Below are 17,454 nucleotides of genomic sequence, written 5' to 3' on the forward strand. Positions count from 1 at the left end.
AGATGAAAATGAAAACAATCAAGAATCGAATAATCTTCAGTTTAATTGCTTTTGTGGCTATTTCCTGTAGTGATGATTTTGTAAATGTAGTTTCAGAAAATGAAAGTTCAGATAATTATTTTAATTCTGAAGAAGATTACCAACAGGCGTTGATTGGAGCTTATGATTTGCTGCAGGCAACTTATTTAAATGTGATGATTGGCGAAATAGCGTCAGACAATACTGTGGCCGGTGGTGAAAGCGCCAATGATGTAATAGGCTTGCAGCAAATTGATGATATGCAGCATACCCCGGTAAATCAACAATTGCGGGATATCTGGAACTGGATGTTTGCGGGGGTAAACCGTGCAAATTATATTATGCAGTACCAGGATAAAACCGATTTTGCCGGAAAGGAAGCTGTAATCGCCCAGGCCAGGTTTTTAAGGGCTTATTATTACTTTGAACTGGTAAAATTCTTCGGGGATGTGCCTTTAGTGGTAGATCGACCATTGGAATTTGGTGATCAGTTTACCGTAGATCGTACTCCACAAGCAGAAGTTTATGACCAGATAGAAGCAGATCTTATTTTTGCTGCGGAAAACCTTCCGGCAACTCAGGCTCAGGGGGGAAGAATTACTTCCGGTGCGGCCAATGCCCTGCTGGGAAAAGCCTATTTATATCAAAAGCAATATGATGACGCAGCAATTGCCCTTGAAAAAGTGGTTAATGGGCCTTATTCGCTGGTTGCAGATTATGCAAGCATTTTCGAACAGGAAGGTGAAAACGGACCAGGTTCAGTTTTTGAAATTCAGTATACCGATAAAGAAGGAGCGGGATTTGGTTGTCTACAATGTTCTGAAGGGAATGTTGCCGTTGGTTTTAACGGGATAAGAAATTTTAACGGCCCTATTTTCGATTCAGGTTTTAGTTTTAATCTTCCCACACAGGAAGTTGTTGATGCCTTTGAGTCTGGAGATATTCGTAAAGATGTGGCCATTCTTGATATTGAAGCTTTTGCTGCCGCCAATGGGGCAACGTATGTTGAAGGTTATGAACACACCGGTTATTATAATAGAAAATATATCGCCAGGAAAGGCGATCTCAATACAGGGGATCAAAATCTTACCAATCCTAATAATTATCGGGCAATTCGGTTTGCTGATGTCTTATTAATGGCGGCGGAAGCGAACTATTTAAAGGCCAGTTCTAATCCAGATAAGGCTAAAACTTATTTGAACAGGGTTCGTGACCGTGCAGGATTAGATCCTGTTACTGAAAATGGAGCCGATCTTTTAGATGCTATTTATGATGAAAGACGTGTGGAACTGGTAGGTGAAGGACATAGATTTTTTGATCTGGTTCGCACTGGCAGGGCCGCCACAGAGATCGATGGTTTCCAGGCCGGCAAACATGAACTTTTTCCCATTCCACAAATAGAAATTGAACTGGCAGGAAATAATTGGGAACAAAATCCAGGATACTAAATAAAAATTAAACACCATTAATAAGATGAAAATATTTCGATTACTAACAGTTTTATTCATTTCCACGCTTGGCTTTACCGCCTGCGAAGATGAGGAGATCACGAATTACGCATTTGATGATATTTCAGCTCCAACAAATGTAACTGCAGCATTTGATATTGCTCAGGACGATTCAGGAACGGTTACTATTACGCCAAGTGGTGAAGGAGCGCAAATTTTCCAGGTTTATTTTGGAGATGCAGAAAACGAAACTCCGGTAGAAGTTGCCAATGGTGAAACCATTTCATATACGTACGGAGAAGGAGAGTATCTGGTAAGGGTTGTTGCGGTTGGTTCAACCGGGCTTACCAGCGAATTCAACCAAAGATTGATGATCGCCTTTAAAGCTCCAGAAAATTTAGTAGTAAATGTAGATCAGTCTGCTTCAAATCCTGCGATGGTTAGTGTTAGTGCTTCTGCAGATAATGCCACGATGTACGACGTTTATTTTGGTGATTCTGAAGATGAAGAACCAACACAACTAATGCCAGATGAGACTATCAGCTATACCTACACTGCTCCGGGAACTTACACCCTAAGGGTAGTAGCGCGTGGTGCTGGTGTGGCAACTGCGGAAACTAGTGTTGAAGTAGTGGTTCCTGAGGCCAGTGATCCAATGAAATTACCGGTAACTTTTGACGATCCTGCGGTTGGATATAAGGTTGTTGCTTTTGGAGCTGAAAATACCGCCTTCGAAATTGTGACAAATCCTAAATTATCCGGATCTAACGATATAGAATCTATGGTTGGAGCACTAACTAAGACAGGTGCTGCTTATGAAGGACTAACCTTCAACCTTGATGAAGCGATTGATTTTTCAGCAGGAAGTAAAACATTTAGTTTAAAGGTGTATTCAGAAGAAGCATTCACTACACTTTTAAAATTAGAAACAGGGATAAACGGTGAAAGATCTAATGAAGTGAAAGCCGAACATGGTGGAACAGGATGGGAAACCTTAACCTATAATTTCGATACAGATGCAACTACCAGTTATGTAAATAATGATGATACGGGTGGAGCAGCATTTGTTCCGGTTGGCCAGTATGCTGCCGTTTCTTTATTTTTTGACCTTGCCGGAAGCGCTTCTGGAACCTATTATGTAGATGACCTTATGAGAGAAGGAGATACTGATGGTGGAGGAGATCCCGAAATTGCAGAAAGCTTTCCCATTAGTTTTGAAAATGGCAAGACCCTTTCAGGCGTATTTGAAGGTGATGTGGTAACCGGGATTCCGGTGGCAAATCCGGATATGACCGGAAATAATTCCGCAACTGTATATGAATTTACAAAAGGTCAGGGAGCTGTGTGGTATTCCGGTATATTCCATATTTTCCCTCAGGACATTGATCTTAGCAAAGGTCGCACCTTCTCTTTCAAAATTTGGTCGCCTAAAGCGGGCATCAATGTGAGGATGCAGTTGGAGAAAGAAGGTGACGGCGGCGCTGCCACCAAATTTATAGATAAAACGTTAAGCGAGGCGAACACCTGGGTAACCCTTACCTATGATTTTTCTGAAATAATCGATGCCAGTGTGGCTTATGATAAATTCGTGATCTTCCCTGAATTTGATGCTGAAGTTCAACCATCGGGAGATGGTTCAGTATATTATATCGATGATATTGCCCAATCTGCAGATGGAGATGGTGGCAACAATGCCGGAACGGCTAAAACCAGTTTTCCTGTAGATTTTGAAGCTGCCATAAATGGTGGTGCGGCAGGAAATTGGGCAGTTTTTGAAAATGTTGATAATCCTGAATTAGAAATTGTCAATAATCCTGATGCCAGTGGAATTAATACCTCTATGAACGTAGCTAAATTCACTGCCAGAGTAGGGGGTGAACCATACGCAGGAACTGAAACTGTGCTTGAAAATCCATTTACGCTCAGTGCATCCAATAGCACCGTTAAAATTATGGTGTGGAAGTCGGTGATCAGTGATGTGGGAGTAAAATTTGCCAATGCGGCGGGTGGTTCTACCGGGGAGATTAAGGTGGCCAATACCAAAACGAATGAGTGGGAAGAACTTACTTTTGACTTTTCAGGCGTGATTGGAAATCCTAATAATACAGATATTACCAACCTGGTTATTTTCCCTGATTTTCAGGATAGATCACAGGAGAACGTAGTGTATTTCGATAATGTTACTTTAAACGCCCAATCTACCGGGGGTAATGGCGGTGGAAGTACAGGAGGAACTTTTGGACTACCTATAGATTTTGACGGAGGGGATGATTATACAACCGGTACCAACAGTGTTCCTTTTGAAGTTGTTACCAACCCTAAACAAACGGGGATCAATGCTACAGATACTAAAGTTGGACAGGTTACCAACCAGGGAGGACAATACGAAGCCTTGACTTTTATACTTGATGAAGCCATCGATTTTTCAGGGTCTAACAAGGTCATTACTATGAAGGTTTATTCCGATGTTGCCTATCAGGTTTTATTCAAACTGGAAACCGGTGTTAATGGTGAAAGGTCTAATGAAGTAGAGGTAAGCCATACCGGTTCAGGATGGGAAGAATTAACTTTCAATTTCGGCACCAATGCAAGAACGAGCTACATAAGCAATGATGATCCGGGAGGAGCGGCCTTTGTACCAACCGGGCAGTATGATGAAATATCTATATTCCTTGATTTTGCCGGATTTACTGCGGGCACTTTCTATATTGATGATATTGAGCAAAACTAGAAAATAAAAAAATGAAATATCTAAAATTAATTTTAAGCTTTTTGGCAGTCGCACTGCTGGTCACAAGTTGCCAGGAGGATGATCTTGGCCTTGAAACCATGATGGTGCCTTCTAATATCCAGGTGAATACAGATATAAGCGACGATGGTTCGGGGATTGTGATTTTTAACGTTTCCGCAGATAATGCCATAACCTATCAGTTTAATTTTGGCGACGGCACTACCGGCACTTCCTTAGACGGCACTTATACCAAACGCTTTAACCGGAATGGCTTAAATACCTATCAGGTAATTGTGGTTGCCTACGGTAAAGGTGGGATTAGTAGCTCCAAAACGATTGAAGTATCTGTAGAAAGTGATTTTTCAGATCCTACAACAAAACAATTACTTACCGGAGGCGATACGAAAATGTGGTATGTCGCTGCATTTCAGCCGGGACACCTGGGAGTAGGGCCTTCTTCAGGAGACGGTTTTAACAGTCCCATTTATTATCAGGCAGCACCTTTTGAAAAAGACGGGGCTGAAGCCAGTGACTGTTTTTATACCGATGTGCTGACATTTAGCACAACCGGTGAAGAGAACTTCACCTATAACCAGAACAATAACGGCGCGACTTTCTTTAATGCTGATTTTGTCGGCCAATTTGGAGGGCCCACGGGTAGTGGCGATCAGTGTATCGCTTTTGATACGGGAGCACCAAAAAATGTAACTCTCGCCCCGGCTACTTCAGGTATTGAAAGTTCTACGGGAACAGTTTTGGAATTTTCCGAGGATGGCTTTATGAGTTATTATATTGGTGCAAGTTCTTATGAAGTACTGGATGTGGATGATAACAGCCTTTATGTGCGTGCCATTATGGGCAATAATCCAGATTTAGCCTGGTATTTAAAGTTTACCACAACACCATACGAGCAACAACAAGCTGGTGGCGGCGGAGGTGGCGAAGCAGATTTTGAATCTCAATATACAGATCTTTTCTTTTCTGATGAATTTGAGGGAGATGCATTAGATACTTCGGTGTGGAACTACGAAACGGGAAATGGAACAAACGGATGGGGTAATGGTGAAGTCCAGTATTATACCAATGAGGAGAAAAATGTCAAGGTTGAAAATGGCAACCTTATCATCACGGCGATTAAAGAAGAAACCAACGGTTTTGGATACTCTTCCGGACGAATCAATACGATGGATAAATTTGAATTTACCTTTGGGAGGGTGGAGATAAAAGCAAAACTTGCCGGTGGCGGCGGGACCTGGCCAGCACTCTGGGCTTTGGGCGCTAACTTTGATGTGGTGGGATGGCCTACAACTGGGGAGATCGATATCATGGAGTTTGTGGGCAATGAGCCAAACCGCGTTCAATCGGCTTTGCATTTTCCTGGAAATTCTGGTGGGAATGCCATTTTTGAAGGAGTAAGTATAGAAAACGCGACATCAGAATTTCATGTTTTTGAAGTTGAATGGACGCCGGAAACTATTACTTTCCTGGTTGATGGGGAAGTAAATTTTAGTTTTGATAATGATGAAGATAAACCGTTTAACAAAGATTTCTTCTTAATTATGAATGTTGCAATGGGTGGGGCACTTGGTGGCGCTATAGATCCGGCTTTTACGCAGTCTTCTATGGAAATTGATTATGTAAGGGTTTATAATTAATATAGTTTGATACATGCCAAATCATCCCAAAGTCCAGGTTTTGGGGTGATTTTTTAATTCAAAGTGAGATTTAAATATTTTACCTTTAAGCTTACTTCCTCATTTTTTAAGTAGTTAACGAAAATATTATATGAAAAAATTTTCTGGTATTTTAATTTTACTGTTTTTGTTCTTCAACTTCTCAGGATTCTCCCAGGAGAATAATACAGGTTTTTTGCATACAAAAGACAAAAAAATTGTTGATGCTAACGGTGAAAATATAGTTCTAAGAGGGATTGGCCTTGGCGGATATATGCTCCAGGAAGGCTATATGCTGAAAGTGCCATTTTCAGGACAGCAGTACGTATTTAAGGACAGTATTCAAAAACTGATTGGCGAAGAGAAAACGGAAGAATTCTACAAAACCTGGCGACAGAATTTTATTCAGAAAAAAGATATCGATTCCATGAAAAAGTGGGGTTTTAATTCCGTGAGGCTTCCTATGCATTTTAACCTCTATACTTTACCGGTTGATGCAGAACCTGAAAAAAATAAAAATACCTGGCTGGAAGAAGGTTTCCGATTAACCGATTCTTTGGTTAGCTGGTGCAAGGCCAATGAGATGTACCTTATTCTGGATATGCATGCCGCGCCTGGAGGGCAGGGTCAGGACGTAAATATTTCCGATAGGGATCCTTCCAAACCTTCCTTATGGGATATTGACGAAAATCAGCAAAAACTGGTTGCCTTATGGAAAGAACTGGCATTGAGATATAAAGATGAAAAAACCATTGGTGCCTATGATCTTATTAACGAACCTAACTGGAGTTTTGAAGGTCGGGAAAATGGTGTGGAAAAAAATGGGATAGCCGATACTTTAAACGAGCCTTTAAGAAAGTTGATGGTTAAAATTACCAAAGCCATTCGCGAAATAGATCAAAATCACATGATCGTGATCGAAGGCAATGGCTGGGGAAATAATTATAATGGCATTTTCCCGCTTTGGGATGATAATATGGTGATCAGTTTCCATAAGTACTGGAATTATAACAACACGGAATCCATCCAGCAGTTTTTAGATTTTCGTGATGGGCAAAATGCCCCTGTTTGGATGGGGGAATCTGGTGAAAATTCCAATGCCTGGTTTGCTGATGCTATTGGATTAATGGAAAAGAACAATGTTGGCTGGTGTTGGTGGCCGTTAAAAAAGTTGGGTTCTAATAATCCAATCGAAATTAAAATAGATGAAGGGTATCAAAATTTGTTGGATTATTGGAAAGGTGAAGCAGAAAAACCTTCCAAAGAAGAGGCTTATGCTGCCATCATGCAATTAGCTGAAAATACTAAAATTGAAAATTCCCTTATCCATTATGATGTAATTGATGCCATGATCCGGCAGCCTCGATCTTCTAAAACCAAACCCTTCAAACCAATTTCCAATAATTCCATTGAAGCTGAAAATTATGACCTGGGCAATGATGGGAATGCTTATAAAGACAAGACTTCAGCCAATTACTGGGTTGCCAACGGTGGGAAAAGTGAAACCGGAAACAGCGGTGGTGCTTATCGCAATGACGGAGTGGATATTTTTGAAAATTCCGAAGCGATTTATGTTTCAGATACCGAAAATGGTGAATTTTTACACTACACCTATTTCCTTCCTGAAGGAGGAACGTACCGAGTAGAATTGAAAATTTCTTCTGAAGAGGATATTTCGGTCAAAATTGAAAATAATGCGAAAACTTTTGAAATTTTGCCCATTAAAAATACAAATGGCGAATGGAAATGGATTCCATCTGATACAGTAAATCTGAAAGAAGGTACGAATACGCTTAAATTTGAAATGCTCTCCGGCGATTTCAAATTCGACAAAATAAGATTCATAAAATTATAAACAAGATTTCTAAATTATAGGATTTCCAAAACCAAAGAATGAAAAATTTCAAAATATTCAACCTATTGCAAAAGAAAACAGGCAAAATTGGACTCTTCATACTAAGCCTGGGAATAGTATCCTCCTGCGGCAGGAAATTGATCTTTGAAGAGAATTTTGAAGGTGATACCCTGAATATGGAGGTTTGGAATTATGAGGAGGGAAACGGTTGCCCGGAACTTTGTGGCTGGGGAAATAATGAATTACAGATATATGATCGCAACAACGCTGAAGTAAAAAATGGCAATCTGGTGATCACTGTGGAGAAAAAAGACAGCACCTATTATTCTTCCAAGATCACCACAGAAGACAAAATGGAATTCACCTATGGTGAAATTGAAATCCGCGCAAAACTGGCTACAACTGAAGGTTTATGGCCTGCGCTATGGATGCTTGGTGGAGATATCGATGAGATAGGCTGGCCAAAGAGCGGGGAGATTGATATCCTGGAATATATAGGCAGAGAACCCGGCATTGTTTTTACAACCTTACATACCCCCGCCAGTCATGGAGATAAAGTAGTAAACACCAAAAAGACTAAAATTGAAGGAATTGAGGAAGGCTATCATATCTTTAAGGTAAACTGGACCAAAAATTTTATTGAATTTTTTGTAGATGGAAATGCTTTGTACAAGTTTATACCGGAAAAATATGATGATGAAAATTATCCTTTCCGCAAGGATTTTTATTTTATCGTAAATATGGCCGTGGGTGGTGGATTAGGAGGGCCGGTGATTCGGGATGAGGAATTACCCGCTAAATTTTATGTAGATTATATTAAAGTCTGGCAGAAAAATTAATTCAGGTTGCGTTTTTCAATAAAAAACCGCTTTAAGAGCTCTGAGGCTTCAGCAGCCATAATTCCACTCACAACTTCAGTTTTTGGATGTAATTGAACGCCTGTTTTTCTATAACCGCGTTGAAGGTCTGGAGTGCCAAAAACAATTTTCGAGATCTGGCTCCAGTAGAGTGCCCCAGCACACATCTGGCAGGGTTCCAGGGTAATATACATGGTACAGCCAGTCAGATATTTTCCGCCTAAAAAATTAGAAGCCGCGGTTATGGCCTGCATTTCCGCATGCGCGGTCACATCATTTAAAGTTTCGGTAAGATTGTAACCTCTGGCAATGATCTTATCCTTTATCACTACCACTACGCCTACCGGAATTTCTCCTTTTTCAAAAGCATATTCGGCCTCCTGGAGCGCTTTTTTCATGAAATATTCGTCGTTAAAGGGAGAAAGCATAAAACAATTTTTCGGAAAGATATAAATTTTAAGATTCAGCAGGTAGTAGCTGGCCATATTTCAGATTTCATAATGTAACTTTGTTTGCATGTCGCGATTACTGGATCAAATCAATTTTCCCAAAGATCTTCGGAAATTATCTGAAGAGGAATTAGTTCAGCTTGCTACTGAATTGAGGAAATTCATTATTGATATTGTGGCAACCAAGGAGGGCCATTTAGGTGCCAGTCTTGGAGTCGTGGAATTGACCATTGCCCTGCATTATATTTTCAATACGCCGAAAGATCTCTTAATTTGGGATGTGGGACATCAGGCTTACGGCCATAAAATCCTCACCGGCAGAAAAGCTGTTTTTGAAACCAATCGCCAGCTCCATGGAATTAGCGGATTCCCAAAAAGAGGTGAAAGTGAATATGACGCTTTTGGAACGGGACATTCCTCTACTTCAATATCTGCGGCACTTGGAATGGCTATCGCTTCCAATTTAAACGGGGAAACCGAAAAACAACATATCGCGGTCATCGGCGATGCTTCTATTGCCAGCGGAATGGCTTTTGAAGGTCTTAACCATGCGGGCGTTACGAATGCAAATTTACTGGTGATCCTTAACGATAATGCGATTGGTATAGATCCCAGTGTGGGAGCGTTAAAGGAATATCTTACCAGAGCCCGGGTAGGTTACAAACCTGAAAAAAGCAATATTATTGAAGCGCTTAATTTTAGATATTTTGGTCCGGTAGATGGCCATGATATCAAGGGTTTGCTGAAAATCCTTTCAGAAATGAAAAATATCAAAGGGCCTAAATTTTTACATGTCATCACCAAAAAGGGAAAAGGCCTGAAAAAAGCAGAAGAAGACCAGGTGAAATATCATGCTCCGGGAAAATTTGTTGCGGAAACCGGCGAACTGGTAACATCTGAGTCGGTTGATTTACCTTTAAAATATCAGGATGTATTTGGTTTGACTTTAGTGGAGCTTGCCGAAAAAAATGAAAAAATTATTGGGATCACTCCGGCCATGCCTACAGGTAGTTCCTTAAAATATATGATGGAACGTTTTCCCGATCGAGCTTTTGATGTGGGCATTGCCGAGCAACATGCGGTGACACTTTCTGCCGGAATGGCGACGCAGGGATTTGTTGTTTTTTGTGCTATTTATTCAACCTTTCTGCAAAGGGCATACGATCAATTGATCCATGACGTGGCTTTACAGGATTTACCGGTAATTTTCTGTTTGGACCGGGCGGGGCTGGTGGGCGAAGACGGCGCCACACACCATGGGGTTTTTGATATTGCCTATGCCCGCGGTATTCCAAATTTGCATATTGCGGCTCCCAGAAATGAAGTGGAACTTCGAAATTTGCTTTACACCGTTCAGTTGGGAATTGAACATCCCATTATAATTCGATATCCCCGTGGTCGCGGGGTTTTAAAAGAATGGAAATTGCCTTTCAAAAAAATTGAAATTGGGAAAGGTGAATGTTTAAAGGAAGGTTCAAAAATTGCAGTTTTAAGCCTTGGAAATATGGCTCAAAATGTGGAAAAAGCAATTGAAGCTATTTCAGAAAAAGATAAAATTGCGCATTATGATATGAAATTCGTAAAGCCAATTGACGAGCATTTGTTAAAATCTATCTTCTCCAGGTATAAAATAATATTCACTATTGAGGACGGGGTAAAAAAAGGTGGTTTTGGAAGTGAAATTTTAGAATTCGCTGCAAAGCAGGAGTATAAAGGGCTTATTGAAATTTTAGGTGTAAAAAATACGTTTATTGAACACGGAAATATAAATCAGTTACAAGAAATCGCGCAAATTAACGTTGAAGGAATACGGCAAAAGCTGGAATCTTTAATATGATTTTTTATTTTTGCAATCCTGAAACATCTACCAATTAATGAAATTCAAAATATTCCTTCTTTTTCTTTGTTTATTTTGCCTTCAATCTTATGCGAAAACTAGTTATCCTGTAAGCGTTAGCGATACAACATCTATTAAAAAAGATACTACGGTTTCTGATACCATGATGATTTACTGGACAGAGAAAAACACCTTAGGAGTAAATTTGAATGAGGTCGCATTTGTGAATTGGAACTCTGGAGGGAATAATTCCATTTCAGCATTATTTTATGCAAATTTTGAACGCAACTTTAAAAGGGATTATACGATCTGGAAAAATTCGGCAAGTTTTCGCTTCGGAATAAACGCGCAGGAAGGGCGGGAAATTAGAAAAACTGAGGATGAATTCAGGATAAATTCATCTTTTGGTTTCCGAAGGGATTCTACCTCCCACTGGTACTATTCGGGTCAGTTTAGTTTTAATACACAATTTTATAAAGGCTTTAAATATCCGGATACCGATGTGGCTATCTCTCAATTTATGGCTCCAGGATATTCATTCTTGGGTGTTGGAGGCCAATATTCAGATCCTGTGGAAGACCTCACGGCATATTTTTCCCCGCTTACCATGAAATCTACTTATGTGCTCAACCAACGGCTGGCCAATGAAGGGATGTTTGGGGTGGAACCAGCGGTAACAGATGAACTGGGAAACATTATCAAAGAAGGTGAAAATATGCGTACCGAAATTGGTGTTCTGGTCACCAGCGATTTTTCCAAAGAAGTCTGGGAAAATATAAACCTGAACAATAAGGTTAGTTTGTATAGTGATTACCTTAATAAATTCGGAAACATTGATGTAGACTGGCAGCTTAATGTCAACCTGAAAGTAAACGATTTTGTGAAAGCCAATGTAGGTACACATATTCGTTATGATGACGATGTGAAATTTAAAGAGGATACCAACGGAGATGGTCGTCTGGAAACTTTAGGCCCCAGGCTGCAGCTAAAGCAAATGCTGGGGGTTGGGGTGATCTATGAATTTTAGTTCTTCATTTAAAGTTTACCTGCAAGCTAGGCAAATTACCCGTGTTTCTTGATTTGCTTCCGTTAGCTGGGTAGATGATTCAAATAAAGTGTGGCTGCTATTTTTAGTAATCTAACAGGTCTCAGAAAAGCTCGATTAAACTAAGCAAATAACCCAAGAGTGCCCCGCCCAAAACGATATAGACCACATTCACTTTTTTAAAAGTAAAGGTGATAACAATACTCAAAATAGCGATTAGCCACGCCCTCCAATCGGTTAAAACGGCTTCGCCTAATTTAATGGTGACGGCTATCATAACGCCTACGGCAGCGATATTTACGGCATCAAGGAAGCCAGCGGCAAGGGCAGAATTTCGAAGTTTCGGTACGATGGGGTTTAGCAGTAAAACAAAAAAGAAAGAGGGTAAAAATATTCCGGCCGTGGCCGCCAGTGCCCCACCTAATCCGTTAACCTGAAAGCCGATAAAGGTAGCGGTGGAAAGTACGGGTCCCGGGGTAAACTGGCCAATGGCAATGGCATCCAAAAGTTGCTGTTTTGTGAGCCAACCGAGTTTTTCTACCAATTCCCCGTCCAGATAAGCCACCAGTACATAGCCGCTGCCAAATAATACCGCGCCTATTTTCAGGAAAACCAAAAACAGTTTAGTGTTGGAAATACCTTGCACGGCCAGTGAAAGGGAACCGGCAATACCCAATGGAAAAATAAAAGTACTATCTGCCTTTTTAAGCATTTTAGGTACGCCAAACCAAAGCAGTCCTATTGCCCCGGCCCCCAGGATAGCCATAATTTCATTTACCCCGAGAAAAGAGGCTGTGATTACCAAAACACCTATAACCCCAAGTTGCCAGTTTTTTAAAGCCTTTTTACCGAGTTTGTAGATGGCAGATAAAATAATGGCGAGCACAGCGGGCTTAATTCCGTAGAGGAAAGGTTCAATGGCGGGCACTTTTCCATATTCCACATAGAGCCAGCCTAATATCCCGGTGAGTACCACTGCGGGAAAAATAAAGCAGGCACCAGCCACAAAAAGGCCTTTCCATCCGGCCCGTTCATGGCCGCAATGCATGGTCATTTCAGTAGAATTGGGTCCGGGAATAAGGTTGGTGGCACCAACCAGGTCGAGAAAATGTTGCCGGGACATCCATTTTCTTTTTGTGACCACTTCCTCCTCCATCATGGCGATATGGGCCGCAGGACCTCCAAAAGCGATGATCCCCAATTTAAAAAACAGCCCGGCTACTTCTTTTAATTTGTCACTTTGATTCATTCCCTTGAATTTTAAGTTGCAAATTTATAGACGCATGCCCATATATTTTTCAAAGGAAGCCACCGTCTTACCATCGGTTAACGAAGCGGTATAAGAACAAATGCCAATCAATTTTTCATAAACAGAATCTTTCTCCTGTAAATAATCTAATTGAGATAATGATTTTAAGATCAGTTTTCTGAAATTGGAAGCCTCATTTTCTTTTTCCGGAATTAAAGCGGAAGTGAAAATATCAAGTAAATAAGCCAGCATTCGGTAACCCGCAATTTCTTTGTTGATCACTTCTTCACTTTCATAGATTTTTTCAATACTAATTTTGATAATATCTTTGATCTGGGCTTCGTAACTGCTTTTGTCAAAAAGGGATTCATGAAATTCCCCTTTTAAAATTGCTTCCTCATTTTTAAGAAAAATATCTGCAGCTTCGTTGATTAATGTGCTTATAGCTAGTGCTCGCAAATAAGCAAGACGATCAGCCGTATTGGTGAGCTGATTGTATTTTGAGGTATTAATGTTATTTTTGACCAGTTTTATGAGGTACTCCAACGCATAATCTTCATCGATTAATCCCAGATTAATTCCGTCTTCAAAATCGATAATCGTGTAACAAATATCATCAGCCGCTTCTACCAGAAATGCGAGCGGATGCCTGCAATATCCAATATCCTTACCTTCTCTCGTCTTCTCAAGCCCCAATTCCTCAGCAACTTCTTCAAAAACCGCTTTTTCATTTTGGAAAAAACCGAATTTCTTATCCTCAATTTTTTTTGAAGGTTTATGCGGAAGTGATTCTTTAGGATATTTGGTAAAGGCTCCAAGAGTTGCATAGGAAAGGCGAAGGCCACCCTGAATTCCCGGAAGGTTTTCAGTTAAAATTTTAAAACCATTGGCATTTCCTTCAAATTTCGCCAGATCCTGAAATTCTTTTTCTGAAAGTTGCTCTTTAAACCGCTGCCCGTTTCCGTAGCTAAAATATTCACCAATCGCTTTTTCCCCGGAATGTCCGAAGGGCGGATTCCCAATATCATGCGCCAGAGCCGCTGCAGCTACAATTGCTCCAAAATCATTCATCTGGTAGCCAAAAGTATCTTTGAGATGCGGATGTTTTTCCAGTAATTTTTGACCGGTCAGTCTTCCTAAAGACCTTCCCACTACTGAAACTTCCAGGCTATGCGTTAAACGGGTATGTACAAAATCGGTTTTGGAAAGTGGGATTACCTGGGTTTTATCCTGTAAACTGCGGAAAGCCGATGAAAAGATGATCCTATCATAGTCTACTTCAAAGCCAAGCCGGGTTTCATTTTGTTCTTTACGCAGCCTTTTGTGCGTATCTCCAAAACGTTTTAATGAAAGCAGCTGTTCCCAGTTCATTTTTTTGAATTTAGTAAAGTCTGCAAGGTTTTTAAACCTTACCGGATTATTTTAGGTTAACCAAAAATACGTAAAAGAAAGCCCCGCCTAAAAAGTAATTCGATCGTCCTCCTGAATTTATTTCAGGATCTTATATAACTGAAATTTCAATAATTCAGAAGCTGAAACATCCCGATAGTCATAGGGACATCTTGACGGAAAAAGTTTTTGTTCCTGGTAAATCCTCTTTGAGGTGTCGTCTATTTTTTAGGTGGAAATAGTGGTTCCCGGTCCATTTAGTAAAATTTATTAATCCTGCAAGGTTTTCGAAACCTTGCAGGATTTTTTCTTCGTTAATAACAAGCTGGTTAAGATCCGCACATAAGGCAGTCGTCTCCTTCAGCTTCTTTAGACTGTGCGATGATCGCTCTTAATTCTTCAGGGCTCAGCGAACCTTCCTCTTCAGAGCGTGGAGAAAGTACCGTATTTGGCTTATCCTGAAGTTTTTCCGCAGCTCTTTGCGGAGCCGTGGAAATTTCTTCAACCGCAATAGGTTCTTTTTTTACTTCTTTTTCCAAAGTGAATTTGATAGCGTCTACAGCAGATTTTGTTCTCAAATAATACATTCCGGTTTTGAGTCCGCTTTTCCAGGCGTAAAAATGCATGGACGTAAGCTTGCTGTAATTCGCATTTTCCATGAACAGGTTAAGCGATTGGGACTGGTCGATAAAATATCCGCGGTGACGGGACATATCGATAATATCTTTCATGCTCAATTCCCAAACGGTTTTGTACAATTCCTTAAGATCATCTGGAACCACATCGATATCCTGGACTGAACCATTATTCCTCATAATAGCGTTTTTCACATCTTCTGTCCACAGGTCTCTGGAGACAAGATCCTCCAGTAAATGTTTGTTTACCACGATAAATTCTCCCGAAAGCACTCTTCGGGTATAGATATTTGAAGTGTAAGGTTCAAAAGCTTCGTTATTTCCCAGGATTTGAGAAGTGGATGCGGTGGGCATGGGAGCTAAGAGAAGTGAGTTTCTTACTCCGTTTTTCATCACCTGCTTGCGTAATTTTGCCCAGTCCCATCTTCCGCTTAAATCTTCATCTTTAATTCCCCATAAGTTATACTGAAATTGACCTTCGCTAATAGGCGAGCCCTTAAAGGTGGAATAAGCGCCTTCTTCCTTAGCCATTTCCATAGAAGCGGTAACCGCTCCAAAATAAAGGGTTTCAAAGATTTCCTGATTTAGTTTTTTAGCTTCATCTGAAGTAAACGGAAGTCTTAATTTAATAAAAGCATCAGCCAGGCCCTGAACTCCAAGCCCGATGGGACGATGACGCATATTGGAATTTTCTGCCTCAATTACGGGATAGTAATTACGGTCGATCACTTTATTCAGGTTCTTGGTCACCCTTTTAGTGATCTTAAAAAGTTCTTTGTGGTCAAATTCATCTCCTTTCACAAACATGGGCAGCGCAATGGAAGCAAGGTTACACACCGCTACTTCATCTGGGCTGGTATATTCTAATATTTCTGTACAAAGGTTGGAAGAGCGAATGGTTCCCAGGTTTTTCTGGTTAGATTTCCTGTTCGCGGCATCTTTGTAAAGCATGTACGGAGTTCCGGTTTCAATTTGAGACTCCATGATCTTTTCCCAGACTTCCCGGGCTTTTATTGTTTTCCGTCCTTTATTTTCAGCTTCATATTTTTCATAAAGTGCTTCGAATTCATCTCCATAGGTATCGAATAGCCCAGGACATTCATTAGGGCACATCAGCGTCCACTTCCCATCTTCCTGAACACGTTTCATAAAAAGATCTGGAATCCACATCGCGTAGAAAAGATCCCTGGCGCGCATTTCCTCTTTTCCGTGGTTCTTTTTAAGATCAAGAAAATCGAAAATATCAGCATGCCATGGTTCTACATACATAGCGAAAGAGCCTTTACGTTTCCCGCCACCCTGGTCCACATAACGGGCAGTATCATTAAAAACTTTTAACATAGGAACAATCCCATTGGAAGTTCCGTTCGTTCCGGAAATATAGGATCCGGTCGCACGAACATTATGAATAGAAAGGCCAATTCCCCCGGCAGACTGGGATATTTTCGCAGTTTGCTTGAGCGTATCATAAATACCATCGATACTGTCATCTTTCATAGTTAAAAGAAAACAGGATGACATTTGTGGTTTTGGCGTTCCTGCATTAAAAAGTGTTGGAGTTGCATGTGTAAAGAATTTCTTCGACATTAACTCATACGTTTCAATTGCAGCATCTAAATCATCGATATGAATCCCAATTGAAACACGCATCAACATATGCTGGGGCCGCTCAGCGATCTGGCCGTTCAGTTTTAATAAATAGGACCTTTCCAAGGTTTTAAAACCAAAATAATCGTAGCTAAAATCGCGGTTATAAATAATGGTTGAATCCAGTAATTCTTTGTTTTCTGCAATGACCTTATAAACCTCGTCTGAAAGCAGGGGTGCTTTTTCATCATTCCGCGGATTCACATATTCATAAAGATCTGTCATCACTTCAGAAAACGACTTTTTTGTATTTTTATGAAGGTTGGAAACCGAAATTCTTGCGGCAAGCCTGGCATAATCCGGATGAGCCGTAGTCATTGTAGCGGCAATCTCTGCTGCTAAATTGTCCAGTTCACTCGTAGTTACATTATCATATAATCCTTCAATAACCCGCATTGCAACCTTTACAGGATCTACAAGTTCATTTAAACCATAACAAAGTTTTTTAACTCTGGCGGTGATCTTGTCGAACATTACAGGTTCCTTTCTCCCGTCTCTTTTTACTACATACATAGGCTGGTATTTTTTTAAAAGGCTCGAAAAATTGTCGTTAAAATTGGCAAATAACGAATCCTTTCGGTTTAAAACCGGTGTTAGAAAATTATGATATTAGTGAAAATA

General features: G+C 40.4%; 11 protein-coding genes. 7 read left to right on the top strand and 4 right to left on the bottom strand.

The genetic code is table 11. The features are described from left to right. Positions 1–8: 8 nt before the first annotated feature. The 5 genes from DHD80_RS14925 (at position 9) to DHD80_RS14945 (ending at position 8,564) form a co-directional block, all read left to right on the top strand. The gene (locus DHD80_RS14925) at positions 9–1,466 is read left to right on the top strand and encodes a RagB/SusD family nutrient uptake outer membrane protein (RefSeq protein ID WP_251742261.1); all 1,458 of its coding nucleotides are present in this window, start codon (positions 9–11) and stop codon (positions 1,464–1,466) included. A 25-nt stretch (positions 1,467–1,491) separates the two neighbouring features. Further along, the gene (locus DHD80_RS14930) at positions 1,492–4,197 is read left to right on the top strand and encodes a PKD domain-containing protein (RefSeq protein WP_251742262.1); all 2,706 of its coding nucleotides are present in this window, start codon (positions 1,492–1,494) and stop codon (positions 4,195–4,197) included. 11 nt (positions 4,198–4,208) lie between these two features. Continuing rightward, positions 4,209–5,852, top strand: a complete 1,644-nt coding sequence (locus DHD80_RS14935; protein ID WP_251742263.1) for a family 16 glycosylhydrolase — start codon at positions 4,209–4,211, stop codon at positions 5,850–5,852. Positions 5,853–5,982: 130 nt separating this feature from the next. After that, complete coding sequence (locus tag DHD80_RS14940) at positions 5,983–7,725, top strand: cellulase family glycosylhydrolase (protein WP_251742264.1); 1,743 nt, start codon at positions 5,983–5,985, stop codon at positions 7,723–7,725. 38 nt (positions 7,726–7,763) lie between these two features. Beyond that, positions 7,764–8,564: a glycoside hydrolase family 16 protein gene (locus tag DHD80_RS14945; RefSeq protein ID WP_251742265.1), complete on the top strand. Its 801-nt coding sequence runs from the start codon at positions 7,764–7,766 to the stop codon at positions 8,562–8,564. Here DHD80_RS14945 and DHD80_RS14950 read toward each other — a convergent pair. Next, positions 8,561–9,010 (bottom strand): nucleoside deaminase, encoded by a 450-nt coding sequence (locus DHD80_RS14950; protein WP_251742266.1) that lies wholly within the window; start codon positions 9,008–9,010, stop codon positions 8,561–8,563. The genes DHD80_RS14945 and DHD80_RS14950 overlap by 4 nt on opposite strands. 88 nt (positions 9,011–9,098) lie before the next feature. Between DHD80_RS14950 and DHD80_RS14955 the strand changes: the two genes are divergently transcribed. Further along, positions 9,099–10,868: a 1-deoxy-D-xylulose-5-phosphate synthase gene (locus DHD80_RS14955; protein WP_251742267.1), complete on the top strand. Its 1,770-nt coding sequence runs from the start codon at positions 9,099–9,101 to the stop codon at positions 10,866–10,868. Positions 10,869–10,905: 37 nt separating this feature from the next. Then, on the top strand, positions 10,906–11,895 hold the full coding sequence (locus tag DHD80_RS14960; protein WP_251742268.1) for a DUF3078 domain-containing protein: 990 nt from the start codon (positions 10,906–10,908) through the stop codon (positions 11,893–11,895). A gap of 121 nt (positions 11,896–12,016) precedes the next feature. Here the strand turns inward: DHD80_RS14960 and chrA are convergent, their stop codons facing one another. The 3 genes from chrA to DHD80_RS14975 all read right to left on the bottom strand — a co-directional run bounded on the left by chrA (position 12,017) and on the right by DHD80_RS14975 (position 17,346). After that, positions 12,017–13,162 (bottom strand): chromate efflux transporter, encoded by a 1,146-nt coding sequence (chrA, locus tag DHD80_RS14965; RefSeq protein ID WP_251742269.1) that lies wholly within the window; start codon positions 13,160–13,162, stop codon positions 12,017–12,019. A gap of 24 nt (positions 13,163–13,186) precedes the next feature. Continuing rightward, positions 13,187–14,533, bottom strand: a complete 1,347-nt coding sequence (locus DHD80_RS14970; protein WP_251742270.1) for a deoxyguanosinetriphosphate triphosphohydrolase — start codon at positions 14,531–14,533, stop codon at positions 13,187–13,189. 347 nt (positions 14,534–14,880) lie between these two features. Continuing rightward, entirely contained in the window at positions 14,881–17,346 is a 2,466-nt protein-coding gene (locus DHD80_RS14975) for a ribonucleoside-diphosphate reductase subunit alpha (RefSeq protein ID WP_251742271.1), read from the bottom strand. Between the last annotated feature and the right edge of the window lie 108 nt (positions 17,347–17,454).

Source organism: Gramella sp. AN32 (genome assembly GCF_023718305.1).
GTDB classification, from domain to species: Bacteria; Bacteroidota; Bacteroidia; order Flavobacteriales; family Flavobacteriaceae; genus Christiangramia; species Christiangramia antarctica.

Bases quoted from the DNA above. Each gene is read 5' to 3' on its own strand.
- DHD80_RS14975 (WP_251742271.1), bottom strand. From the start codon at position 17,346: ATGTATGTAGTAAAAAGAGACGGGAGAAAGGAACCTGTAATGTTCGAC.
- DHD80_RS14945 (WP_251742265.1), top strand. From the start codon at position 7,764: ATGAAAAATTTCAAAATATTCAACCTATTGCAAAAGAAAACAGGCAAA.
- DHD80_RS14930 (WP_251742262.1), top strand. From the start codon at position 1,492: ATGAAAATATTTCGATTACTAACAGTTTTATTCATTTCCACGCTTGGC.
- DHD80_RS14925 (WP_251742261.1), top strand. From the start codon at position 9: ATGAAAACAATCAAGAATCGAATAATCTTCAGTTTAATTGCTTTTGTG.
- chrA (WP_251742269.1), bottom strand. From the start codon at position 13,162: ATGAATCAAAGTGACAAATTAAAAGAAGTAGCCGGGCTGTTTTTTAAA.
- DHD80_RS14970 (WP_251742270.1), bottom strand. From the start codon at position 14,533: ATGAACTGGGAACAGCTGCTTTCATTAAAACGTTTTGGAGATACGCAC.
- DHD80_RS14935 (WP_251742263.1), top strand. From the start codon at position 4,209: ATGAAATATCTAAAATTAATTTTAAGCTTTTTGGCAGTCGCACTGCTG.
- DHD80_RS14950 (WP_251742266.1), bottom strand. From the start codon at position 9,010: ATGCTTTCTCCCTTTAACGACGAATATTTCATGAAAAAAGCGCTCCAG.
- DHD80_RS14955 (WP_251742267.1), top strand. From the start codon at position 9,099: ATGTCGCGATTACTGGATCAAATCAATTTTCCCAAAGATCTTCGGAAA.
- DHD80_RS14940 (WP_251742264.1), top strand. From the start codon at position 5,983: ATGAAAAAATTTTCTGGTATTTTAATTTTACTGTTTTTGTTCTTCAAC.
- DHD80_RS14960 (WP_251742268.1), top strand. From the start codon at position 10,906: ATGAAATTCAAAATATTCCTTCTTTTTCTTTGTTTATTTTGCCTTCAA.